At 28.3% G+C, this 24,862-nt stretch carries 23 protein-coding genes and 1 riboswitch; of the genes, 15 read left to right on the top strand and 8 right to left on the bottom strand.

Going from position 1 to position 24,862, the window contains the following annotated elements; all coding sequences use genetic code 4:
* Positions 1-35: 35 nt before the first annotated feature.
* The 6 genes from D2846_RS03655 to D2846_RS03545 form a co-directional block, all read right to left on the bottom strand.
* A complete protein-coding gene (locus D2846_RS03655; protein ID WP_268876952.1) occupies positions 36-170 on the bottom strand; it encodes a hypothetical protein in 135 nt (44 codons plus the stop codon).
* A gap of 465 nt (positions 171-635) precedes the next feature.
* Complete coding sequence (locus tag D2846_RS02615) at positions 636-1,313, bottom strand: 16S rRNA (uracil(1498)-N(3))-methyltransferase (RefSeq protein ID WP_117275557.1); 678 nt, start codon at positions 1,311-1,313, stop codon at positions 636-638.
* Positions 1,306-2,931 carry an ABC-F family ATP-binding cassette domain-containing protein gene (locus tag D2846_RS02610; RefSeq protein ID WP_117275555.1) on the bottom strand — a complete coding sequence of 542 codons (1,626 nt, stop codon included), beginning with the start codon at positions 2,929-2,931 and terminating at the stop codon, positions 1,306-1,308. The genes D2846_RS02615 and D2846_RS02610 overlap by 8 nt, the downstream gene beginning before the upstream one ends.
* Positions 2,932-3,020: 89 nt before the next feature.
* The gene (locus D2846_RS02605) at positions 3,021-3,407 is read right to left on the bottom strand and encodes a hypothetical protein (RefSeq protein WP_117275553.1); all 387 of its coding nucleotides are present in this window, start codon (positions 3,405-3,407) and stop codon (positions 3,021-3,023) included.
* Between the two features lie 63 nt (positions 3,408-3,470).
* Positions 3,471-6,035, bottom strand: coding sequence for a preprotein translocase subunit SecA (gene secA / locus D2846_RS02600; protein WP_117275551.1), 2,565 nt, complete (start codon positions 6,033-6,035; stop codon positions 3,471-3,473).
* A gap of 139 nt (positions 6,036-6,174) precedes the next feature.
* Positions 6,175-6,315 carry a hypothetical protein gene (locus D2846_RS03545; protein WP_170128426.1) on the bottom strand — a complete coding sequence of 47 codons (141 nt, stop codon included), beginning with the start codon at positions 6,313-6,315 and terminating at the stop codon, positions 6,175-6,177.
* Between the two features lie 53 nt (positions 6,316-6,368).
* Between D2846_RS03545 and D2846_RS02595 the strand changes: the two genes are divergently transcribed.
* The 9 genes from D2846_RS02595 to D2846_RS02555 all read left to right on the top strand — a co-directional run bounded on the left by D2846_RS02595 (position 6,369) and on the right by D2846_RS02555 (position 18,565).
* Positions 6,369-6,617: a restriction endonuclease subunit S gene (locus D2846_RS02595; RefSeq protein WP_117275549.1), complete on the top strand. Its 249-nt coding sequence runs from the start codon at positions 6,369-6,371 to the stop codon at positions 6,615-6,617.
* Positions 6,618-6,845: 228 nt separating this feature from the next.
* Positions 6,846-7,011: riboswitch (Lysine riboswitch) on the top strand.
* 107 nt (positions 7,012-7,118) lie between these two features.
* Positions 7,119-8,960 (top strand): oligoendopeptidase F, encoded by a 1,842-nt coding sequence (pepF, locus tag D2846_RS02590; protein ID WP_117275547.1) that lies wholly within the window; start codon positions 7,119-7,121, stop codon positions 8,958-8,960.
* Positions 8,961-8,974: 14 nt separating this feature from the next.
* Positions 8,975-11,749, top strand: a complete 2,775-nt coding sequence (locus D2846_RS02585; RefSeq protein WP_117275544.1) for an OppA family ABC transporter substrate-binding lipoprotein — start codon at positions 8,975-8,977, stop codon at positions 11,747-11,749.
* A gap of 63 nt (positions 11,750-11,812) precedes the next feature.
* A complete protein-coding gene (locus D2846_RS02580) occupies positions 11,813-12,994 on the top strand; it encodes an ABC transporter permease (protein WP_117275542.1) in 1,182 nt (393 codons plus the stop codon).
* Complete coding sequence (locus D2846_RS02575) at positions 12,975-14,282, top strand: ABC transporter permease (RefSeq protein WP_117275540.1); 1,308 nt, start codon at positions 12,975-12,977, stop codon at positions 14,280-14,282. Before D2846_RS02580 ends, D2846_RS02575 begins: the two co-directional genes overlap by 20 nt.
* A gap of 9 nt (positions 14,283-14,291) precedes the next feature.
* Positions 14,292-15,353, top strand: coding sequence for an ABC transporter ATP-binding protein (locus D2846_RS02570; protein WP_117275538.1), 1,062 nt, complete (start codon positions 14,292-14,294; stop codon positions 15,351-15,353).
* Positions 15,346-17,784: an ATP-binding cassette domain-containing protein gene (locus D2846_RS02565; protein WP_117275536.1), complete on the top strand. Its 2,439-nt coding sequence runs from the start codon at positions 15,346-15,348 to the stop codon at positions 17,782-17,784. Before D2846_RS02570 ends, D2846_RS02565 begins: the two co-directional genes overlap by 8 nt.
* Positions 17,777-18,232, top strand: a complete 456-nt coding sequence (locus D2846_RS02560; RefSeq protein WP_117275534.1) for a hypothetical protein — start codon at positions 17,777-17,779, stop codon at positions 18,230-18,232. The genes D2846_RS02565 and D2846_RS02560 overlap by 8 nt, the downstream gene beginning before the upstream one ends.
* A 138-nt stretch (positions 18,233-18,370) precedes the next feature.
* Complete coding sequence (locus D2846_RS02555) at positions 18,371-18,565, top strand: hypothetical protein (RefSeq protein ID WP_117275532.1); 195 nt, start codon at positions 18,371-18,373, stop codon at positions 18,563-18,565.
* A gap of 113 nt (positions 18,566-18,678) precedes the next feature.
* Here the strand turns inward: D2846_RS02555 and D2846_RS02550 are convergent, their stop codons facing one another.
* On the bottom strand, positions 18,679-19,230 hold the full coding sequence (locus tag D2846_RS02550; RefSeq protein ID WP_117275530.1) for an inorganic diphosphatase: 552 nt from the start codon (positions 19,228-19,230) through the stop codon (positions 18,679-18,681).
* A gap of 77 nt (positions 19,231-19,307) precedes the next feature.
* Positions 19,308-19,646 (bottom strand): 30S ribosome-binding factor RbfA, encoded by a 339-nt coding sequence (gene rbfA, locus D2846_RS02545; RefSeq protein WP_117275528.1) that lies wholly within the window; start codon positions 19,644-19,646, stop codon positions 19,308-19,310.
* A 550-nt stretch (positions 19,647-20,196) separates the two neighbouring features.
* Between rbfA and D2846_RS02535 the strand changes: the two genes are divergently transcribed.
* From D2846_RS02535 to atpG, 6 genes are read left to right on the top strand one after another with little or no spacing between them, the layout of a single operon-like run.
* Entirely contained in the window at positions 20,197-20,970 is a 774-nt protein-coding gene (locus D2846_RS02535) for a F0F1 ATP synthase subunit A (protein ID WP_117275524.1), read from the top strand.
* An 11-nt stretch (positions 20,971-20,981) separates the two neighbouring features.
* Entirely contained in the window at positions 20,982-21,281 is a 300-nt protein-coding gene (gene atpE, locus D2846_RS02530; RefSeq protein WP_117275522.1) for an ATP synthase F0 subunit C, read from the top strand.
* 14 nt (positions 21,282-21,295) lie between these two features.
* Positions 21,296-21,874: a F0F1 ATP synthase subunit B gene (gene atpF, locus D2846_RS02525; RefSeq protein WP_223211507.1), complete on the top strand. Its 579-nt coding sequence runs from the start codon at positions 21,296-21,298 to the stop codon at positions 21,872-21,874.
* A complete protein-coding gene (gene atpH / locus D2846_RS02520; RefSeq protein ID WP_117275520.1) occupies positions 21,874-22,422 on the top strand; it encodes an ATP synthase F1 subunit delta in 549 nt (182 codons plus the stop codon). The genes atpF and atpH overlap by 1 nt, the downstream gene beginning before the upstream one ends.
* Positions 22,422-24,005, top strand: coding sequence for a F0F1 ATP synthase subunit alpha (atpA, locus tag D2846_RS02515; RefSeq protein ID WP_117275518.1), 1,584 nt, complete (start codon positions 22,422-22,424; stop codon positions 24,003-24,005). The genes atpH and atpA overlap by 1 nt, the downstream gene beginning before the upstream one ends.
* Complete coding sequence (atpG, locus tag D2846_RS02510; protein ID WP_117275516.1) at positions 23,998-24,852, top strand: ATP synthase F1 subunit gamma; 855 nt, start codon at positions 23,998-24,000, stop codon at positions 24,850-24,852. The genes atpA and atpG overlap by 8 nt, the downstream gene beginning before the upstream one ends.
* Positions 24,853-24,862 lie beyond the last annotated feature (10 nt).

Genomic DNA, 24,862 nt, shown 5'->3' with positions numbered 1-24,862 from the left:
TACAAAAACCACTTATGAAAGTGGTTTTTTCAAACTTAATTTGTATTTATAAGTGAATCATAAATATCATTTAGCTCATTCGGTGATAAAATAAGAGATTCTGTTCTTTCTAAAGTTGATGTAATTAATGTTTGTAATTGTTCTTTATTAGAAACTTCATTATAGATCATTTGTTGTAAATTAAATATCTTTCATGCATTAATGATTCAAGATCATCGATTTCGTTATAAATATTAACCCCTTCTTGAATATCTTCTCTATTTCATTTAAAGTTTTCCATTCTTTGTTTTAGTGCAAGCTTTTTGCCTAAATATTCATTATTAACAAATTCCTTACTTGTGTAAATATTTTTTGTTTTTCAGGAATTGAAAGTATCCCTAGATCATTATTTGTGTCCAAATATGATCAATTAGATATATGTGAATTAGTAGATGAAAACAAACCTTCACTAAATACTAATTTTGGTCAAAAATCCAAATCAAATTTATATATAATTTCAAGTTATTTTGTTCATTTAAGTGTAAACGTGACAATTTTTTATATTCATACAAAATTCATTTAATTCAGAAATGTTTAATTTAATTGTATTTAAATATAATAAAAAACCAAAAAACACTTCTATTAATAGTTTTTGGTTAAATTTTAATTTTTGACATCATATAAATAGCTGCTGTTTCTGCTCTTAGGATTCTTTTTCCTAGTGAAACACATTTAACATTATTTTCGATAGCTAAATTAATCTCATTATCTGAGAAACCGCCTTCAGGACCAATTAAAAATAATGTTTCTTGATTTATATCTTTTTCTATTGGTTGTGAAAGATCTTGTTTTTCGTGTGCAATTATTTTATTTGTAATAGGAAGTTTTATTACATCTTTAAATTTTGTTAAAGGAGCAAGTTCTGGGATTATGTTACGAAATGATTGTTCAGCAGCATTTTGAATAATGGTGTTAAAACGTTCAAGCTTCTTTTCGAATTTATTAAACTTGTATAATTCGCCATTTGTATAATCTGTGATAACTGGAATGATTTTAGTTGCTCCTAGTTCAACAAGTTTTTGCAACGCTCACTCGAAACGTTCGTATTTAATGAGTGATAGAGCAACTGTTACTTCATGATCAAATTCATGATTTTGATTAATTTCTTTAATGATTTTAGCTTTATCAAATTCTAAGACACATTCATAGAATTTACCTTGAAAAACACAAATAAAAGGATTATTGCTAATCCTTATTACATTTAAGTGTTTTAAAGTTTCTTTATTTAAAATAAAGTAATTATCTTGTTTTTCAAAAACAAAGAATCTATTCATTTGCATCCTGCATGATTTGTTCGTATTCTTCAAGTGTTCCTCTGAAGATAAAGCTTTTTTGTGGAGATTGAAGTTCTAAAATAACATCAGCACATTGGTTAACGAAGGCTCTGTTATATGTTGTGAAGATAACACCTCCACGGTATCCGTTAACACCTTCGATAACTGAGTCAATACTTTCTGTATCAAGGTGGTCTAATGGTTGATCTAAGATTAAGAAGTTAGATTCTAAAAGCATCATTCTTGAAAACATTAAACGAGCTTTCTCTCCCCCACTAGTTACTTTAACTTTTTTAAATACTGTATCATTACTGAAAAGCATTCTACCTAAGAAACCACGCATTCTTGCATCATCATTTTCTTGATTTTCTTTTTCTTTATTTTCAAGCGGTCATTTTGAAATTCATTCTAAAATAGTTTCATCTGTTTCAAAAAACTTAGAGTTATCGTTAGGGAAATAACTCGGTGTAATTGTTTGCCCTCATTCAACTGTTCCTGATGTTGGTTTTCTAACTCCGAAAATACATTCTAATAATCTTGTTTTTGCAATATCGTCATCACCAACAATAACCATTTTTTCACCTGGTTTTAATGAGAAAGAAACATTTTCAAATAATGTATCACCATTTTCATTTTTGAATGTTAAGTTTTCAACATTTAAAATTTGTTTCCCGTGGTCACGGTTCATTTCTCAACGTACAAAAGGATATTTTCTGTTTGAAGGTTTAATTTCGTCTAAAGTAATTTTCTCTAAAGCTTTCTTTCTACTTGTGGCTTGTTTTGATTTAGAAGCATTGGCACTGAAACGAGCAATGAACTCTTTAAGTTTTTCCATTTGAGCTTCTTTTTTAACATTACTTTGTTTCATCATTTCACGCGCTAACTCTGATGATTGTTTTCAGAATGAGTAGTTCCCTGTGTAAATTTTTGCTTCATTGTAATCGATATCAACGATGTGTGTACAAATTGCGTCTAAGAAGTCGCTGTCGTGGCTGACTACAATAACAACGTTTTCATAGTCAATTAAGAAGTTTTCTAATCATCTAATTGAACGAAGATCTAAGTGGTTAGTTGGCTCGTCCATGATTAAGATATCTGGATTACCAAATAAAGCTTTGGCTAATAAAACTTTAATTTTCTGGTTAGCTGTTAATTCACTCATAGGAACATTTCATTTATCTTTTGGGATTGAAAGATTACTTAATAATTCTTGTGCATCATTTTCGGCTGTTCAACCACCAAGGTCACCAAATTTTTCTTCTAATTCACCTGCTCTTGTGTAATCATCCATTGTTGCTTCAGGGTTTGCATAAATAGCATCTTTTTCTTGCATAACTTCATACAAGTCTGTGTTACCCATAATAACAACATCAGTTACATTGAAGTTATCATATGCATTATGATCCTGGCTTAAAACAGAAATACGTTTATTTTTTTCTTTAATTACTTGACCACTAGTTGCTTCAATTTGACCTGAAATAATTTTTAAAAATGTTGATTTACCAGCACCATTAGCACCGATAACACCATATGTGTTACCTTCAGTAAATTTTAAGTTAACATTTTCAAAAAGTTTTTTATCACTAAATATTTTGCTTAAATTTTGGACTTCTAACATATTTACTCCTTTATATTTATATAAATTTAATTACATTATATTAAAAAAATATTTTATTAAAAATAAAGAACCAAAAAGGTTCTTTAAAATTATTTAATTAAGTTTCTAAAGAAACTTCAGAATTCATTTGAAAGTTCTTTTAATTCTAAGTAAACTGGTGCTTTAATTTCTTGTTTAACTTGTTTACTTTCAACTTTTTGAGCAACGTTGTTTTTAACAACTACTGTTTCTTTAGCAACTGTTTTTTCAACTTGCACTGTTTGTTTAACTGAAGCATTTTTTTTCGCTAATAATAAGTTTGCGTTTTTGTTTGCTGCACATTTTCCACCACAGCAAGCTCCACCAATTGGTTGATATACGTGTTCCATATTTAATTTATCTCCCATAAATCTTTTGTATCTTAAACCCTCTTCTTCTGGTTTAATGCTAACGTCATGACGTCTTAAAATTCTTGAGTTATTTTTATTTTGTCTCATTAAAACTCCTTGAAGGTTTTCTAAGTGTAATAATTATAATTTATTTTTAAGAATATTCCAAAATTATAAACTATTTTCATTAATATTATTTTTTTTCTTTTCCTCTTCTTCTTTCATGATTTCTTGAACTCTTCTTTTAATATTTTGGTATTTTTCAACTAAAAGCTTTTCAATTTCATCAATTTGCATTGTGTTATCAATAACATTTGTATTAACAATGTTTTGGAATAAAGGATCATTTTTCATTTCTTTTGTGATCAATGATTTTCTTCCTCTTCTATCTTTGAAAATAGAGATCATAACTTCATAGGCAATGTCATCTAACATTGATTCAAATAATTTTGTTCCTTCTTCTGTATAAACTTGGTAAGGATTTTTTTGTGAATATTGTACTAAGTTAACATTTGAACGTAATTTATCCATTCTATTGATTTGGATTTGTCATTTTCTGTCTAAAACATCTAAAATAATATTTTTTTTGAATGAAACTAATTCAGTTTCCGAAATATATTGATTGTTTTCTTGTACGTTTTTAGTTCATTCTACATATAGTGAAAGAATAATGTGAGCTACATATTCTGGTAAATCACTTTCATGGACCTTGGCAATTTCATTAATATCAAATTTATAAGAAACTAATGAACCGATATTTTTGTTTAAGAATTCAACTAATGCATCATAGTTGTAATTGTTATGTAAAATGTACTCACCATTTCTAACTATTGATCTAGCTGCAGACATGAACATTCTTCTTAAGATAAAGTCAACATTTTTTGAACTTAAAATTAAATCACGTTGTGCATAAATTAAATCACGTTGTTGTCTAATAACATCATCATAACTTAAAACTGATTTTCTAGAGTCATAGTTAAATCCTTCAATTTTTCTCTGTGCATGATTGAATTGAAGTCTAATTGTTTTACCAGCAATTTCTTTACCTGCTTCATCAGCATAAGCTTCTTTAAATTGTTCATGTGATTGACCACCAAAACGTTTCATTAGTTGGTCATCTAGTGAAACAAAGAATTTACTTGTCCCAACATCACCTTGACGACCTGAACGACCACGAAGCTGATTATCAATACGACGAGATTCAGCCTTATCTGTTCCTAAAACATATAAACCGCCCAAAGCAATTGCTTCTGGTGTTGGTTTAATGTCTGTTCCACGCCCAGCCATGTTTGTAGCAATAGTAACCGCTTTTACTAAACCTGCTTTCGAAATAATTTCAGCTTCTGAAGCATTTTGTTTAGCATTTAAAACTGTATGTGGAATTCCTCTTTTAAGCAATAATTTGTGAGCAATTTCCGAATCTTCAATTTGTGAAGTTCCTAATAAAACTGGCTGCCCTTTAGCATAAAGTTCTGCAACTTTATCTGCAACTGCGTTTCATTTATCTTCAGCATTAACAAAAATTGCATCTGGTTCATCAACTCTGGCAATTGGTTTATTAGTAGGGACTACATTAACCCTCATATTGTAAATATCAACGAACTCTTGCTCTTCAGTTTTACCTGTTCCGGTCATACCACAAAGTTTTTTAAACATCCTAAAGAAGTTTTGGTATGTAATTGTTGCTAATGTTTTTGTTTCAGGTTCGATTTCAATACTTTCCTTAGCTTGGATAGCTTGTTGTAATCCTTCAGAATAACTACGACCATCCATTATACGACCTGTGAAAGTATCAACAAGTTCTATTTTTCCATCACGAACAATATATTCAACATCGATTTTCATGATTTTGTGTGCTCTTAAAGAGTTTTGAACTAAATGAATTCATTCACTATTTTCGATATTGTAAATATTGTGTGTATTGAATCAGTGATTACCTTTTTGAATACCTGAGTGAGTTAATGCAATTGCTTTAGTTTCTTCATCAATAATATAATCAGTGTGTGATAAAGTTCTAACAAACTGATCAGCAGTAAAATATGCATTGCTGTCTTCTTGCTCACCACCAGAGATGATTAAAGGTGTTTTGGCTTCATCAATTAAAATTGAGTCAACCTCATCAATTAAACAGAATTGTAAACCACGTTGTACTTTTTCTTCTTTAGTTTTAACCATGTTATCTCTAAGGTAGTCAAAACCAAGTTCAGAGTGAACCGAATAAGTAATATCACAAGCATATGCGGCTCTTTTGTTGTTTGGATCCATTTGAGCTTTATTAACACCTACACTTAAACCGAGGAAGTTAAATACTTCCCCCATTTCTTTTGCATCACGTTCAGTTAAGTATTCATTAACTGTAGAAACAATAGCACCTTTACCTAATAAAGCGTTAAGATAAACAGGAGCAATAGAAGTAATAGTTTTACCTTCTCCAGTTTTCATTTCAGCAACTGAACCAAGGTCAAGTAATAAACCGCCTAGCATTTGTACATCGTATGGTCTTTTGCCTAAAACTCTTTTTGTTGCTTCACGAGCTACTGCAAAAACATCTTCTCTAATATCTTCTAAAGTGTAACCTTCTTTCAAAAGATCTTTAAAGAATTTAGTTTTAGATTTTAAATCTTCATCTGATAATTGAACAACGAATTTTTCAAGCTTATTAATCTTTTTTAAAGATTTTTCTGCAATCCTCATCTCAGTTGTTTTAAAGTCAAAAAAACTAGTTATTTTTTTCATAATTTATATTATATATTAAAAAAGACATTTATAAAATGACTCTCAAAGTAGGTATAAATTGTTAATAATATTTATTAACATATTACCCAAGATATAAAAAAGAATACTTTCTAGCTCAAATATTCTTTTTGTCTATTAATTATTGGTTTTTTTCTTTTATAATGTCATGTGCTTTGCGAAATGTTTCACTTAACATTTCTTCATAACACTCATTATCATGGTTGTCATAAGCTTCTTCACCATTATCATTTATAAAAATTCTTGGTTCATCTGCTTCCATAAAATTTCAGCACACATCCACTAAAACTTGAACAAAAATTTCTTTAATATTTTATGTTAAATAAAATTAATTTAATTAAGTCATTTTTCCATGGTGCAACCATTCAACACCCTAATATGTATGAAGTTTTACATATGAATATTTTAGTCCCACCAATTAAAACTCAAGAATATATTGTTTCTGTACTAGATAAATTCTCAACTTTAGCTACAAGTATTAAAGATGGTTTACCAAAAGAAATTGTATTAATTACAAAACAATATGAATACTATAGAGAACAATTATTAGATTTTAAAAAGTAATTCAAAAACCATGCAAATTAGTTGCATGGTTTTTGAATTATCGACTTGATTAAAATAAAAAATATTTTTTACATCTAATGTTTATGTTATAATTTGTCCATGAAAAACAGAAAGAACATGATTTTTATTAATATTATTCGTGCGATGTTTATTACCAACATTCGTTTCTTTTAATATTAATCTGTTCTAAAGTTATTCATAACAGATTAATTAGAAATCTGTTATGAATAGTTCTATAGAGGAGCTTTTAGCAATAGTAAATATTTTAGCAGGCATGCGTAGAATATTGAAAGGGCATAAGAGCCGAAATACTTAAAATGGCGATTTTAAGTATTGGTAGAAAAACATAAAAGATTTCTACTCTTTGGTTAAAACCATTGGTGCTATAGATTTACATCTCTTTAATAATTAAATATTTATTATTATAAATTATTATAAATATAGTTATAAAAGTTTTGTAGATTTGTAGTCTACAGAACTTTTTTATTTTTTAGGAGGAATATGGATATTAAACAATATAAAAATCATAAAGATGTACCATCTCAATATAAATGAGATCTTAATGACATATTAAAAGGAAAGAGCATCCAAGATTGAATTAATGACTATCAAAATGTTATGAAACAAAGAATTCAAATCAAAGATTCTAAGTTCAATTCAATTGAAGAATATTTAGTTGATATTAAATTATCTGAAGAACAAGAATTAATTGGTAATAAAATTGATAATTATATTTCTAATAACCAAAATACAGATTTAGTTAATGCTGAATTCATTAAACTAAATAAGGATTTTGAATTAATTGCTCATAACTTAAGCACAGAATTTGGTTCAGAAACAAATAGATTCTTTGCAAATATTGAAAAAATGAAACTTTGAAAAGAAGATCCAAGACTTAAGTTATATAAAAGAGATATTGAAGACTTAATTGCTAGTTGAGAACATAAGCTTGATGATAAAGTTGAAAACTATTTATTAGAAACTTCTATTGGTAACCCAGATCCACATACAATTTTTAGTATTTTAAGTAATAGCGAACTAGATTTTGGTTATGTAACGCTTAAAAATGGTAAAAAAATTAAACTAAATAAAGTAAATAGAACTAAGTTATTAAAATCAGAAGACGAAAGTGTCAGAAAGCAAGCTTATAAGAATTTCTGAGATGGATATATTAAACATAAAGATTCATTTGCTGAATTACTATATCAACATTTTAATCAAATTGTAACAACTGCTAAAGTCAGAAAATATGATTCAGCTGTTCATATGTTAACATTTGATGATAAAGTAACTGATGAAATCTTACAAAAGTTATTTAATAAAGTGGCGAGTTCAAAATCAATTGTTAAGAAATATGTTGATACTTACAAGAAGTTTTACAATATGCGTTTTGGAAGCAAAATGCAAGAATGAGATTCATCTAGAGAACTTGTTAAAGTTAAAAGTACTTACAGTGTTGAAGAAATGAATGACTTAGTACGAGAAGCTTTAAAACCATTTGGAGAAGAATACTCAAACCAAATTAACAAAGCATTAACAGAAAATTGAGTCGATTATATGAGTACTAAAACTAAGCGTGGAGGTGCTTATAGTATCGGTGGAACTTACGGAATTGATAAAAAGTACATCTTGATGAATTTTGACGGAAGTTTAAGAAGTGTAGAAACATTAGCACATGAATTAGGTCACTCAATGCACTCGTATTATTCAGATAAACATAATGATATCAATAATGCAAGTTACCCAATTTTCTTAGCTGAAATTGCTTCAATCTTCAATGAATTAATGTTATTTGACTACCTACTTAAAAACTCAAATAATAACAAACTTAAATTTAACATCTTAGATAGTATCATAAGTGGATTTAACGGAACTGTTTTAAAACAAGTTATGTGATCAAATTATGAATATGATTTATATAAAGCAATCCAAGATGGAAGTGCAAATTCAAGTTATGACTCAATTAGTAAGTTATACTTTGAAAATGCTAAAAAATATACTTTAAAAAATAATATTAAATACTCAGTAAAAGATACAATCCAAGCAATTTATGTACCACATTATTACTATGGATTTTATGTATATAAATATGCAATAGGTCAATTAGTTGCCATCTACTTCTTTAAGCAATATAAAAAATATGGAAAAGAAGCATTAGATAATTACATCAAAAACTTCTTGAGTGCCGGTGGTAATGATTACCCAATTGAAATACTTAAAAAAGTTGGAGTTGATTTAGAAAACGATAACTTTTATGATGAAGGTTTCAAATACCTTGATGATTTAATTAAAGAATGAATTAAATTAGGAAAACAAATATTTAAAGACAAAAAACAAAAATAAATAAAGGACAAAACATGAAAAGAAAATTTTTATTATTAGGAAGCTTTTTAGCTTCTGCTGCATTACCTTTAGCAGTTTTATCTTGTTCACCAAGTCAACAAAGCGAAGTAACAAGTACATTTGGAAGCTATGCTAAAGAAGGTATCTACCCAATTAGATATAACTCAATCTTCCAATTAAGAAGAGGACAAACAGACACATCATTCTCATCAGGTTCATGAACTGCTGGACCAGAAATCACAACATTAGGATTATTATTCAGATATGAACCAGAAGGAAAAGCAGAATTCCATGAACAAGTGGAACTTGCTGAAAATAAAATTGATCAAGTTACAAAAACATATGTAACAAAACCATCAACAAGTAAATGAAAATTAGAATATGCAAAAGCTATTAAAATAGTAGTAAATGGACAAGAAATTGTTTATGACAATGATAAAGTTGATCCATTAGGTGGTCCAACAATCGATGGAAAATACTATCCATCATCAGTTGTTCCGTTAACAAGTAGTGATGTAAAATCAATCAACCACCCAGAATTCTTTAAAAACTTAGATAAAGCTTCATCAGTCAAAATTGAAGTTGATGAATCTTCACACTGAATTGATGCTAACGGAAAAAAAACAAAATACAATGTTGTCGCTAGAGACTTCTACTATGGAATTTTAAGAACATACTTATCAAATGACACAGCTTACCGTTGAAATAATGGAGGAAATGCTGAACTTGATACAGCTGCAAAATCAATTATTCCTAATAGTGAATCAATGTATAAAAAAGAAGCAACATATACAAATAAATACTTATACAACCTTTACAACATTGATTTTGATAAATTAATTAAAGAAGATGAATTTATTAAAAATGAAGATGGTAAAAACTACTTAGTATTTAACAAAAAAGATGCTTCGAAAGACGTCTCATTCTCAGAATTCTTTAAAGGAATTTTATACGGAAACTATGAATTTGTTCCTGCACCAAGTCAATACATTGACGAGAAAAATAATGACCTTGCTTCATTAAAGGGATTTGCTTTAGCAAACGAATCTGAAGAAGCAAGTGTTAAAGAAAAAATTAGTGCTGCAAATGGTTTAACAAAACAAACAGGAATTTACTGATATGGATTAACAAACAATGCTACATTATATGCTGGTAGATACTACTACAAAGGATATAATGCTAATGAATTATCAGAAAAATGATTATTAAATGAAAATTACATTGATCAGGAATATGCTAATAATCCAGCAAGAATTAAAGTTATTGAATCAGTTTACAAAACTCAAACAGTTGAAGCAGGTGCATTTAAAGTTGAAGACTTTAACTCATTCAAAGCCGGAACAACAGCAGCAATTTCATTCTCTCAACTTGATCCAAAAACACAATCATTAATTAAAAGTAAAAAAGATGTTTTTGGTTTAACTAAAACCCAATCAAGACAAACAAAAAATACAGTAGGATACTTCTTTGGTTCATTAGTTCCAAATAGTGCACATAATCCAAAAGATACAGCAGAATACGTAAATGATGCATATACAAGATTAGTTTGAGGTGCCTCATTAGCTGATGTTAAAGCAGGTAGAGCTCAAAACACATTAAAACATGCAACAACAGGTGCAGCTGCTGAATTTAGAAACATTTTAACAGCAGTTATTAACTGAGATCATTCAGCTAAAGAAGCTTCTTCACCAGAACAAGTTTATGCATGATTATCAGGTGCTGCTCCAGATCTTAAAATCGAAAACTCTCCAACAATCCAAGGAAACACACCAAGACAAAATGTTGATGCAATGAATGAATTATTCGTCGTTGCTAAAGAAACAAATCAAAGACTTGACTTAGGTGGAAACTTAGGATCAGAATTATGACAAAGTGAAAATGATACAGTTGGAAAACAAGCTAAAGATAAATATAAATCTGCAGCTTACGATGTCTTAAAAGCTCGTTTCAAAAAACTTGTTGATGAATTCTATGAAAATAACTCAGATTTAGCAAGTGATCCAAAAAACTCAAAAATTGTTATCACAGTTTTATCAAGATTCATTAACTTAAATGCAAAAGTTGCTTTAGCAGCCGAACAACAAGTAGCAGTATTAAACTCACTTTACCCAGAAAAATTTGAAGTAAAATATTCAATTATTAAAGATAGAGAACAATTATTAAGTTACTACATTAATAACCCAGCTCCAACAAAAATTGTTGGATGATCAGCCGACTATGAATTAATTAACGCTTCATTAGATGGGAAATCATGAAACTTCCAATTACTTCCAGTTTTAGCTACAATTGCAACAGATGAAGCTTACAAAGCAAAATTAGCTTTAGCTTACCCTACATTGGTTAAAGCTGCTGAAAAATTACAACAATACATCACAGAAAACAACTTAAAATTATCTATCCCACTTGATGTATGAGGAAAATTAGCTAATAAATACTTATATGACTTTTCAGATTACTTAGGTAATTATAAAGTTAAAGAAGGTACAGAAAATGGACAAATTGAATTAGTAGAAATTGATTCAAATTCAGATTCAACAAACTACATATCAGCAGGTGATTTATCTTCACAATTCTTATTATGATTAAACACAAACGCACAAAATGCGCTTTCAAAAGAAGATTTAATCAAATTAACTTCAGAAGCAACAAACTTAGTTGGATTACTTGTGAACCCACACTTAGGTGTATTACAAGAAGCTATTTCAAACAGATTAGTTAACCCTAACTACATCGTTCCAGAAACAGATTTACCATTTGATGATTACTCATCATTCTTAGTGAAAAAATAATATAACAAATACAATTAACTTTAGGGTTAATTGTTTCTTGTTTTAATAAAGGAAAGGAAAAAGATGCTTAAATATATTCTACAGCGTATCGGTTTTGCTATTTTAACGCTATTAATTATTATTTTTGTTGTTTATGTTTTAACAGCACAATTTTCAATTAATCCATTCGTTGAAAAAGCGCATGGTGCTGCACAAGAAGGTAATTCACAATCTACAAAAGAATTATTAAGAAAACTTTTTGATGACTCTGTTAAGTATCACTTTTTACCATCAAATTGAGAAGGTAAATATGATCAATACAAAGATGTATGAACAACATACAAAATAAGTCCATTTGTTAGATTTTGATATTGATTATCTGATATATTCACAAATAAAGAAAACCCATTTGGTATTCCTTATGACTCAAATATCTTCACAATAACACAAACTAAATCAATTTCAGAATTATTCTTCAAATATCTTAAATTCTCAGTTATCATCACAGTGCCTGCCTTCTTTATCAGTGCGGCACTAGGAATTACATTAGGAATTATTGCAGGATACAAAAGAGGAACATTATTTGATGCAGGTATCAATATGTTCTCACTTATCTTTATTGCACTTCCATCATTCATTATTGCACCTATTTTAATCTCAATCTTACTTAAACTAAATGTAATTCCAAGTTTTATTAACCCATTTAGTTCACAAAGTTCACAAGTTTATTCAACAGGGCAAATTGTACTATCTTGATTACCACCAATTTTAATCGTTGTATTAGGATCATTATCTTCATACATCACATATACACGTAACCAAGTTATTACAGTTCTTACATCAAATTATGTACTTATTGCTAAATCAAAAGGATTAAGTACATCAGAAATTTTCTTCAAATATGTTTTAAGAAATATTTCAATTCCATTAGCTGCTTTATTGATCCCTTCATACATTGGATTATTAACAGGGGGAATTGTTATTGAAACATATTGATCAATCCCAGGTACTTCACAAATTATTGCGCAATCATTCCCTAAAGGTGAAATTAACATTATTATGTTCAATACTGTGTTCTTCACATTCTTAGGAATCATGACTACAATTGTAGTTGACGTATCATATACGATCTTAGATCCTAGAATTAAATATTCATCTAAATCAGGATTTAGTTACTTCAATATGTTCGTTAGATCATATAAAAGAAATCAAGAATTTAAATTAAGAAAAGCAAAAGGAGGACAAAATGACATCAAAGGAATTTAACAAAAAATACAAAATCAATATTGATAGTATCGAAAATCCATTTAATTTTGCTCCTAAAACAAACAACTTTGCTAACGTTGCTGGTAAACCAAAAAAACTTGTAATCGAAATCTTTAAAAGATTCTTTATGAGTTGACCATCAGTTTTATTCTTAATTGTATTCTTAATTGTTTTCATAACATCAATTGTTGTTACAACATACTCACCATATAGTGCTGATAAAGGAGTTGACCAAACAATCCAATTTAATTTAATTGGTGATAAAGCAGGTCACACAACTGAATCAGGTTCATCATTTGTCAAGTCTTTACCAACTAAATGAGCTGGTAAAATTAACTTAAAATTAGTTTTAAATGATAATGACTTTGTAAGTAACGCCACAAAATGAAGTGATAGAAATTACTATGGCGGATATTTATGAGTCGAATTCAATAAACCAGAATATATTGAATTTGTTGATGGTGAAAGATATATTGATTTTTATAAATGACATGAAGTAGACAGTGTTAATATTATTTTAAGAAGCTCAGGAATTCCTGAAACAATATCAGCTTCAGAAGCATCTAAATACTATGCTGAAGCTATCAAAGCTAACCCACAAATTAATTTAAGAACATTCTTAGGTACAACACAAACAGGAATTGATGTTTGAACACAAAGTTGAATTGGAACATGAAGAGCTATTAGATTAGCATTAATCGTTGCCACAATTCAAACAATTATAGGTGTTGCAATTGGATCATATTTAGGTTTCCATGTCGGTACAACAATTGATACTGTTATCATGCGTTTAATTGATATTTTCTCAGCTCCACCAACATTAATTTGATTATTATTATTTGCTACATTATTCGGAACAACAGACTTAACTTTAGGATTTGCTTTAATCTTTGTTGGTTGAGTTGGTTCAGTAGGTAGAACAAGATTATTTATCATTACAGTTAAAGACTCAGAATTCATCACAGCATCACAATCAATTGGTGCTTCAAAAGCAAGGTTAATTTACAAACATGCTTTACCATCAATTATTGGAAAAATCGCAACAAGTTATGTTGCTTCAATCCCATCAATCATTCTTTCAGTTTCATCACTTGCCTTCTTAGGTTTCTTCAAATCAGACAATGCGAACTTAGGAAAAATTATTTCTTCAGCTCCTGCTGAAGCAATATCTAATGTTTGAATCTTATTATTACCATCATTAATTTTACTTTCAATTTCAGTTTCACTTCACTTTATTGCATTAGGTGTGCATGATGCACTTGATCCAAAAGTTATTAAAACAAGATAGGAGATATTTATGGAAAAAAACCAAGATCTATTACTAGATGTCAAAAATCTTAAAGTAAGCTTTAAAATCAAAAGAAATAAGTACATAAATATTGTTAGAGGTGTAGACTTAAAAATTGGTAAAGGTCAAATTGTAGGTATCGTAGGTGAATCTGGTTCAGGAAAATCAGTTACCTCGAAATCATTTTTAAACATTAATGAAAACTCTTTAATCACAGCTGATAGAATGCAAATTGAAGACATTGATTTATTAAAATCTAAAAAAGAATCATTTTGACAAAAAGTACGTGGACACAAAATTGGATACATTCCTCAAGATCCACTTACATCATTAAACCCAACAAGAAAAATTGGAAAACAACTTTTAGATGCATTAAACAAAAACGAAGATTGAAAGAAAAAACCATACTCAGAAAAAAGAAAATACTTAGTAGGTTTATTAGACAAATTTGGAATCAGAAATTCAGAAGCAGTATTTGATATGTACCCGCACACATTAAGTGGTGGTATGAAACAACGTGTAGTTATTACAATGGTTGTAGCTTTAAAACCAAGCTTAATTATTGCTGATGAACCAACAACAGCACTTGACCCAACAGTTCAAGCATCAGTTTTAGCTTTATTTGACGAAATTAGAGAAACAATGAATATTTCAATTATCTTAATCAGCCACAACATTTCAGTTGTTGCTAAGTTCTGTGATTACATTTACGTAATGTATGCAGGTAAAATAGTTGAAAGAGGAACAAAAAAAGACATTTTTACAGAACCAAAACACCCTTATACATGGGCTTTAATTTCAGCTATTCCTGAAAATAAAGAAGATAGATTATATTCAATTAAAGGTACTCCACCAGATATGAATAACTTACCATTAGGTGATGCTTTTGCTCCGAGAAATGATTATGCACTTGAAATTGACTTTGTAAAAGAAGCCCCATTATTTGAAGTGTCTAAAACACATGCAGCTGCATCATGATTATTACACCCAGATTCACCAAAAGCAACATTATCTCTAGAATTAGAAGCAAGATTAGAAAGCTTCAGAAAGGTTTTTAAAGACAATGAGTAAAAAAACAATTTTAGAAATTACTAACTTAAAAAAGTTCTTTGTTAACAAAGGACATGTTAATAAAGCTGTAGATGATGTTACATTTGATGTTAAAGAAGGTGAAATTGTAGGTTTAATTGGAGAATCAGGTTCAGGTAAAACAACAATTGGGCGTTCTCTTTTAAGGTTATATGATGACTTTAATGGGTTTGTTAGATTGGATGGAAAATTAATCTCTGGTAAAAAAATATCAAGAAAAACAAGAAAATTCATGAGAAAAAATATTCAGATGATTTTCCAAGATCCAATGGCTGCTTTAAATGGTCAAAACACAATTTTCTCAATCTTAAAAGAACCACTTATTGTTAATAAAATTATTAAAAATAAAGTTAAAGAAATTAATAAAAACTGAGAATCAGTGCAAGATCACTTCCACTACACATTCTTAGAAACAGTTTTAAAATTTAAATTGCAAAACTTAAAAATAGCTAATTCTTTATCAAAACCTTTTAGCGATAAATGAAGAAACATTCTTTCAAATATTTCATTTGAAGATGAAGAAACATCATATGATGATAAGTTCAATTCATATTTCTCATTTTTAGAAGAAAAAAATAAAAACAATTCAACAATTATTAATGACTTATATTCAAATACAGATAAATTAATTAACCTATATGAAGATCATAAATTAAGACTTGAAAAAGGTGATATTGATTTTGATGAGATTGACTATGATAACGCAAAAGCAGAATACTTAAAACAAAAAAGGTTAAGTAAGAAAACTGCTAAATACTATGAGTTAAAAACACAAAGAAAAGAAGCATTTAGAAACTTAAAACACAGTTTAATGGATTGATTTGAAGAATATATGATTTCAAGAAACTCAATTAAAAACTTAATTATTGAACTTAAAAATGAATCTAAATTAAACAGAAACGAAGCATTCAATAGCTATGACATTGATGTATATTGTTTTAAGCTAAAACTGTATTTATTAAACAAGAAAGTTGAAAAAATCTTTAAATCAAATAAAAGAAAAATTAACTATCTTTCATTTGAAGAATTACAATCTTTAATTAAAGAATTAGAAATTTTATCAATTCCGATTTTTGAAAACGATTTAAGTGTTGATGTAAATGAGTTTCCAAGTTTAGGAACTTACAAAAAAGCCTTAAGTAAAATTGTAGACGAAAAATACCAATTTGATTTTAGTTCATATGAACAAATTTCAGATCAAAAAGAAACAAACTTTAAAACACTTGCATTTAATAACTTTAAAAACTTATTTACCACTTTCAAACAAGAAGTTAAAGAATTTTTCCAAAAACCAATTGATAATAAAGCTGAATTGGCTATTGCGAAAGAAAAACTTCTTAAAACTAAAGAAGTTAATGATCAAGAAATTGCTAAATATGTTGCTTCATACACTGAAAGAATTAAGTTATTAAATAAAGAAATTGAAAAAGAAATAGAAAATTGAAAAAAACTTAGAACACTTTCAAAGTCAAACAATGAATTATTTAGTATTACAAATAAAAAATTCAATGAATACTACAAAACAACATATCTTAATGTTTTAGAAAAGAAAATTAAAGAACTTAAATCTAAAAATGAAAATGCTGCTCAAGTTGCAAAACTTCAACAAGAGCTTAAACAAGCAAAAGTTGATTTAAAAGTTTACAACACAAATATTAATGATAAATTAACAGGTATTGCATCATTTGATATTGAACTTAAATACTTAAATAAAGACTTAAACAACACATATATTTTATTAGGTACATCTAAATTTGATTTATGAGCAAGAAAGCAAAATAAATACCTAAAAACTATTTTAGAGTTCGCATACAAACCAATTAAGTTATGAAGACTTAAAAACTTATTTATTAAAACAACAATTTACAAGAGTCTTGAAGATGTTGGTTTATTAAAACAATTTGCCTACCGTTATCCACATGAATTCTCAGGTGGGCAACGTCAAAGAATTGTTATTGCTAGAGCTTTAATTACACAACCTAAAGTTATTGTAGCCGATGAACCAATTGCATCACTTGATATTTCAATCCAAGCTCAAGTTGTTAACTTGCTTAAAGACTTATGTTTACAAAAAAATATTGGTATGGTGTTTATTGCTCATGACCTTTCAATGATTGAATATATTGCTGATAGAGTGCAAATTATGCACCTTGGTAAAATTGTTGAATCTGGTGATACAACTCAAATTTACAAAAACCCATTACATCCATATACAATTAACTTATTCAAAGCTATTCCTAAAATTTCTAATGCAAATGAGAAATTCAAAGATGTTAAATTTGAATTAGCTTACATGCAAGAACAAAATTATCCAAACATTCCATTTACTCAAGCAGTTTCAGAAGAAAACAATCATTTTATCTATGGAACAAAAGCACAATTTGATAAATGAGTAAAAAAACAAAATGATTAAAAAGTTAATTTCACAAATTAGCATTGAATTAAAAAACAAACATTTTTACCTTTTCCTTTTACTAGGAATAATTATATTTTTAACAATTATAATTGCATACTTCATAAAGTATCCAAACGCAAGTACAAAAGAAGCTTTTAGTCTTTTATCAGTTGCTTCAATAGCAACAGCATTACTTTTTACAATTATCTTCTTACTTAAATATGGATTTTGAAATTCAATTTCAAAATCATATAAAGAATCAAAAACATCAGTTGGTTCATATCGCGAAGAGAGAAAAATGCTTAAGATGACTGAGGCTGAGCGGAGAGTATATCGTAAAGATTTAAAAAGAAGAAATGAAGAAAGACTAAAAAAACCAAGAATGAGTAATTGAGTATTTCATTTAAATTCCTTTATTTTTGGAAGTTTATTCATTTTATTCATAATTATTTACATTGCTTTATAGTATTAAAAATTATTTCTAACAAGCATATTTAATATGCTTGTTTTTTGTTAAATTTGTCTAGCAATATTTTCATAGTTTTTATTTGTGAATCATTTTATTTTTTGGGAAATGAAATATAATTTATTCAAGGAGTTATCCATGAATGAAACACTTTTAAAAGAAACATTTTATCGTTTAGCTAAAAATGAATTAGCTGCTAAAGGTATTGACGATCCAGCTCAAATTGAAGCTTTAATGAAAAAATACTACGATGAAATCAACAACGTAAGAAACTCTAACATCAAAGATGATAGAGCTAAAAAATTAGTAGATAAACCAATTGAATTACAGTAAAAAAAGATTCAGATTCATTCTGAATTTTTTAATTAAAAACAAAACCTACTTGTACAAGTCTTAAAAGTTCTTGTAAGTAGGTTTTATAATAATTAATGAGTATAAATTAAAGCTTAAGCTGTATATTTTTCAGGGTGTTCTTTTTGCATTTTTGCAATAAAGTCTTTTTTATCCATGTGTCCGTATTCTTGCATTAAATGAACACATTCTTCGTATTCTTTTTTAGCGTACTCAACACCTTCAAAACCAGAAACTACTGTAATTCCAGGACGTTTTCAGTTTTTGTATGTGCTAAAGAATGTTTTAACTGTATCTAAAAATGGAGCTGGTAAATCTTCTAATTTTTGAATGTGATCTAATCTGTAATCATCAGCATGAACTGCGATTAATTTAGTATCAGTTTCACCATCATCAATCATTTTCATAGCACCAATAATTCTAGCGCTTAATTTAACACCAGGGTGGAATGTTTCTTCTGAATATAATAAAACATCTAATTCATCACCATCTCAATCTAATGCTTCAGGAATAAATCCATAGTTACATGGGTAAACAAAGTCACCTCTTAAAATTCTGTCAACTTCAATTTCTTTAGTTTTTCTGTTGTACTCATATTTAATTCTTGAATTCTTTTGAATTTCAATTTTTACATCTATTTTTTTCATAATCTAATTATATTATAAAAGGTTCTTAATAAAAATAAGATAAAGCAAATGTCTACCTTATCTTATTTCTTATCATATTATTTTTCTTCACTTAATTGACGTAGAATCTGGTCAATTTTTGATCCAGTTTCGCTAACTGTATCAATGTAAAATCTCACTTCTGGAACTTTTCTTCAGTCTAATGATTTAGCCAATACTTTTCTCACATATGAAGCAGAATTATTTAAAGCAATAATCCCTTTTTGTTCATTTCCGCCAAGTGTTACATATACTTTCACAACTCCTAAATCAGAAGATAATTTAACATCCATAATAACAGGATCAACCACATTAACATTAGTTAAATCATAACTAAGAATGCTTGCAATTAATTGTTGAATTTGAGTTTCTTTTTTTCTTAAAGTAATTTGATTCATACCTATATTATACAGTATTTTAAGGCAATAACTTTTTAGGTCAAATAATAAAAATATTTTTTATTATAAGGCTAAAAAAGTAATAAAATAATAATAGCAAATTAATGATAAGGAGTTAAGTTTATGTCAAAGTGATTAAAATCATTTGAAATAACTTTTTGAACACTTTTTCTAGTAATAGGAATTATCTTTGCTTTTTTAAGTTTTATAAACTTAAACCTCTTTCTTGGATTTGCGATTGGATCACTAACATCTTATGTACTATTTAAAATAACTGCACTCAGTTACTTTAAGTTATTGCATACAAAAAAGAAGCTTTACTTCATTTTTGTGATGCTTAAGATGATGCTTTTTTTTATTTTACTAATAAGTTTACTTTTTGTAATTAGAGCAATTAACATTACACATTTAGTAGATAAAAACACTTCTTGAGTTTATGGAAGAATTAATATTATTGTTTTTTCATTTTCATTATCATTAAGTGCCCTAGCATTATTGCTACATAATTTGGTAAACAAGTTCAAAAGATTAAATATTTTTAGGAGGGTTTATGGATAAGTTAAAAGAATCACTTTGAGATTGAAGACAACCACAATTAGTTTCATTAATCATAACGGTTTTAATTGTCTTTATTCTTTCGCTTGTGATTTACTTTAAAGTTAAGAAAACCAAAGCTGATAAAGCACCAAAAGGAATCGTCCAGATTGCTGAAGCTTATGTAGGTTCTTTTGAAAAAAACTTCGAAAGTGTAGCTGGGCCAGAAAAACTTAAGGTAACAAAGTTTTATATCTTAGCTTTAGGAACTTTTTTATTAATCGGTAATTCAGTAGTTCTATTAGGTTTTGAACCTATAGTTACATCTTATTCAGTCCCATTTACTATTGCAATATTTACTTGATTTGGAGTTATGCTTATCGGAAGTATTTATTCAAAATGAAGATTTTATGCAAAACTTTTAATTCCAACAGAATTAATTGGTAAGCTTTCAATTATTATTTCATTAAGTTTTAGGATTTATGGAAATATTATAGGTGGATCAGCAATTTTAGCTGCTACTTATGTTGCGTCAGGATTTGCTTGACAATTAGCATTTTCTGTATCTGCAGATCAAACTTGATACTTCTTTGCCTTAATACTAACCCCATTTTTACACTTTTATTTTGATGTATTTGGTTCAGTATTACAAGCATTTATATTTGCATTATTAACATCGGTATACTGAGTATCAGAAGCTGATGTTGAAGAAACTAAGAAAACAAATTCAACAACCAAGAAAATTTCATTTAAAAATTGAACAAAGAAAAAAGTAGAATCAATTTACTAAAGGAGAAAAATATGTTTACAGAAATTACAAATTTATTACAAGAGACAACTACAAGTACAACAGCTGCAAGTACAAATTCAACTGATACTAAAGCAGGTTTATTAGCAATTGGTGCTGGTATTGCTGCAATTGGTGTTTTAGGAGCCGGTGTTGGTCAAGGTTATGCTGCTGGTAAAGCTTGTGAAGCTGTAGGAAGAAACCCAGAAGCAGAATCAAAAATTCGTACAATGCTTATTGTTGGTGCTGGTATTGCTGAAACTACAGCGATCTACGCATTACTTATTGCTTTCTTAATCTTATTCGTTAAATAGTTGGAAGTTTTCTTATGATTACTTATTTAAATGAAAACACTTCAAGTTCTTCGGGAATTAGCGAACAATTTGGAGGAAGATTCGAAGAGCTTTTTAAAGGACTTTTCCCAAGTATTCCTTTAATGATTGCTACAGTTATCGCTTTTATAATTGTTTTTACACTTTTATTTTACTTTGTGTATAAGCCAATTAAAAAGATGATGAAAGAGCGTCATGATTTTGTTCAAAGTAACATTGATGACTCAATAAAAAACAAAGAAGAAAGTATTTTAAGATTGAATGATGCAAATGCAAGTTTAAAAAATGCACATTCTCAAGCAGATCAAATTATTACTCAAGCTAAAATTAAAGCTGAAAAAGTATCAGAAGTTTATGTTCAAAACGCTAAAACTGAATCTAAACGTCTTTTAGAAGAAACTGCACTTGATATTAAAAATCAACAAACACAATTTGATTTTAAATCTAAAAAATATGTTGTAGAAATTGCTACTGAAATGGCTAAGAAAATCTTAAAAAGAGAAATTAGCAAAGAAACTCAAGATGAACTAATTTTAGAATATCTAAATAGTGAAAAATCAGTAGAGGAATTATAATGTATCAAAAAAGTCATGCTTCTGCATATGCTGTTGCTATTTTCGATTTAGTTCAAGAAGAACAAAAATTTGAAAAACTACAAGCAGAGTTTGAGTTACTTAAAGAATTAATCAATACAAATCCAGAGTTTATTGATTATTTAAAAAACGACACCATTTTAGAAAGTGATCGTTTAGAAACTATTGATTTAGCTTTTAAAGATTTTGATTGAATTATCATTAATACCTTAAAAGTTATTGTACAAAGAAAAGCAGTTACTTTTTTAAAGAAAATCATCATTGAATATTTAAAACTATCAAATAGAGAATTAAAGATTCGTTATATTGATGTTGTTTCGGCCTTCCCATTAAGTGAAGAGCAATTAGAACAAATTAAAGATAAACTTCAAAGAACAACAAGAAGAACAATTAAAATAACAAACCACATTGATAAAAAACTTATCAGTGGATTCAAAATTGTTTCAAGAACAGAAGTTTTAGAACTTAATTACGATAAAGAATTAGAAAAAATCAAAAATCAAATTATTTATAAAAAAGAGGAGGTCTAATGTCTATTAAACTAGATGATATTTCTGAAATTATCAAAGAACGTATTAAAAACATTGGTTCAAAAGTAGATCGTTCAGAAATTGGTCGTGTTGTTTCAGTAGGTGATGGTATCGCTATTGTTTCAGGACTCGAAAAAGTTAAATATAGTGAAGTTGTTAGTTTTGGAACAGATGTTTTTGGTATTGCACTTAACCTTGAAGAAGAGACAGTTGGTATTGCTTTATTAGGTGATGCTTTCTCAGTTTCTGAAGGTGATACTGTTTCAAGAACAGGACAAGTTATCTCAGTACCAGTTGGTGACGAAATGCTTGGACGTGTTGTTGATGCTTTAGGTGTTGCGATAGATGGTAAAGGACCAATTAAAACAAAAACACATTCTGAAATCTTCAAAACAGCTTCAGGTGTTATGTCTAGAAAAGAAGTTAATCAACCACTTGAAACTGGTATTTTAGCAATCGACACAATGATTCCAATCGGAAAAGGTCAACGTGAATTAATTATTGGTGATAGACAAACTGGTAAAACAGCTATCGCTATAGATACTATTATTAACCAAAAAGGTAAAAATGTTAAATGTGTTTATGTAGCAATTGGACAAAAAAATTCAACAGTTGCTCAAATTGTTAAAAAACTTTCAGACACACAAGCTTTAGAATATACAACAGTTGTAGTTGCTGGTGCTAGTGAATTAGCTCCTCAACAATATATTGCTCCATATACAGGTGTTACAATTGCTGAAGAATGAATGAAAAAAGGGCAAGATGTTTTAGTTATTTATGATGACCTATCAAAACATGCTATTGCTTATAGAACACTTTCATTGTTATTACGTAGACCACCTGGTCGTGAAGCTTACCCTGGAGATGTATTTTACTTACACTCACAACTTTTAGAGCGTGCCGCAAGAATGAATGAGCAATATGGTGGAGGTTCAATTACAGCTTTACCAATCATTGAAACTCAACAAGGTGATATTAGTGCCTACATTCCAACAAATGTTATTTCAATTACAGATGGACAAATCTTTACAAAAGAAAGTTTATTCAACTCAGGTCAAAGACCTGCTGTTGATATAGGTTTCTCAGTTTCTCGTGTTGGATCAGCTGCACAAACTAAAGCAATGAAACAAGTTGTAGGTTCATTAAAATTAGAACTTGCACAATACAATGAAATGCAAGCATTTGCTCAATTCGGTTCTGATCTTGATGATTCAACAAAATCAATTTTGGACCATGGTTCAAAAGTTTACAGACTTTTAAAACAAGAGCAATACTTCCCAATCGCACAAGCAATACAAGCTATTATTTTAATTGGTGTTAAGGAAAGAATTATTAATCCTTTACCAATTGACAAAATTATTACATTTAGAGATCAAATTATTGAGTGAGCTACTCGTGATGATATTGGTGTTAATATTGTTAACAGAATCAAAGCTAATGGAAATATCTCTCCAGAAGATTATCAAACAATTGAAAACCATTTAGTTGATTTTGTTAAAGGTATTATTGCTATTATTCCAAATTACGATGCAAGATTATACAAACCATTACCTAAAAAATACTTAGGAAACCAAGATGCCTAATTTAAACAGTTTGAAAAACAGAATTAATGTTGTTTCAAACACTGAAAAAATCACTAACGCAATGGAACTTGTTTCTACTTCTAAATTAAGAAGATTAAGAAACGAATACTTAAGCATTGTTTCTTATCAAGATTCATTATCTGAAATTTTTGATAATTTAATGCAAAATATTGAGGTAAGTAAGTTTAACTCAATATTTCCAAAAAACAGCGCTAAAAGTAAATTATTTATTGTTATTACAAGTGATTTAGGTTTGTGTGGTTCATATAATCACAATATCTTTAAATTATTAGAATCAAAAATTGAAAAAGAAGACAAAATTATTGTTATTGGTACAAAAGGAATTGGTCAAATTAGAGCAAGTAAGTTCAAAGATCAAATTATCAAATCTTATTCAAACATTGGTGATAAGTTATCATATGATTTAAGTTCAATTATTATCAAAACAGCTTTAAATTTATATTTAGAAAACAAAATTTGTGAATTTAATTTAATTTACACAGAATTTATTAATAACTTAACTCAAGAGGCAATTTGTAATAAAATTTTCCCTTTTGAAATCAAACCAAAAAATAACAAAAGAAAAGCAAGTCAAATTTTAGAATTTGACCCAGATGCTGAAACTATTTTATTAAATTCAGTTCCTTTATTTTTGACTAGTACACTATATTCATTAAGTTTTAGTTCAAAAATCTCAGAAATGGCTTCAAGAAGAAATGCCATGGAAAATGCAACCAACAATGCATCAGATTTAATTAAAGAACTTAAACTAGAATTCAATAGAGAACGTCAAGGAATTATTACACAAGAAATTACAGAAATTGTTTCAGGTGCTGATGCAACATAAAAAGGAGTAA

The organism is Mycoplasmopsis edwardii (genome assembly GCF_900476105.1).
Taxonomy (GTDB): Bacteria; Bacillota_I; Bacilli_A; order Mycoplasmatales; family Metamycoplasmataceae; genus Mycoplasmopsis; species Mycoplasmopsis edwardii.
The sequence above is the reverse complement of the archived record's forward strand: the minus strand, read 5'-3'. Positions and strand labels throughout refer to the sequence as shown.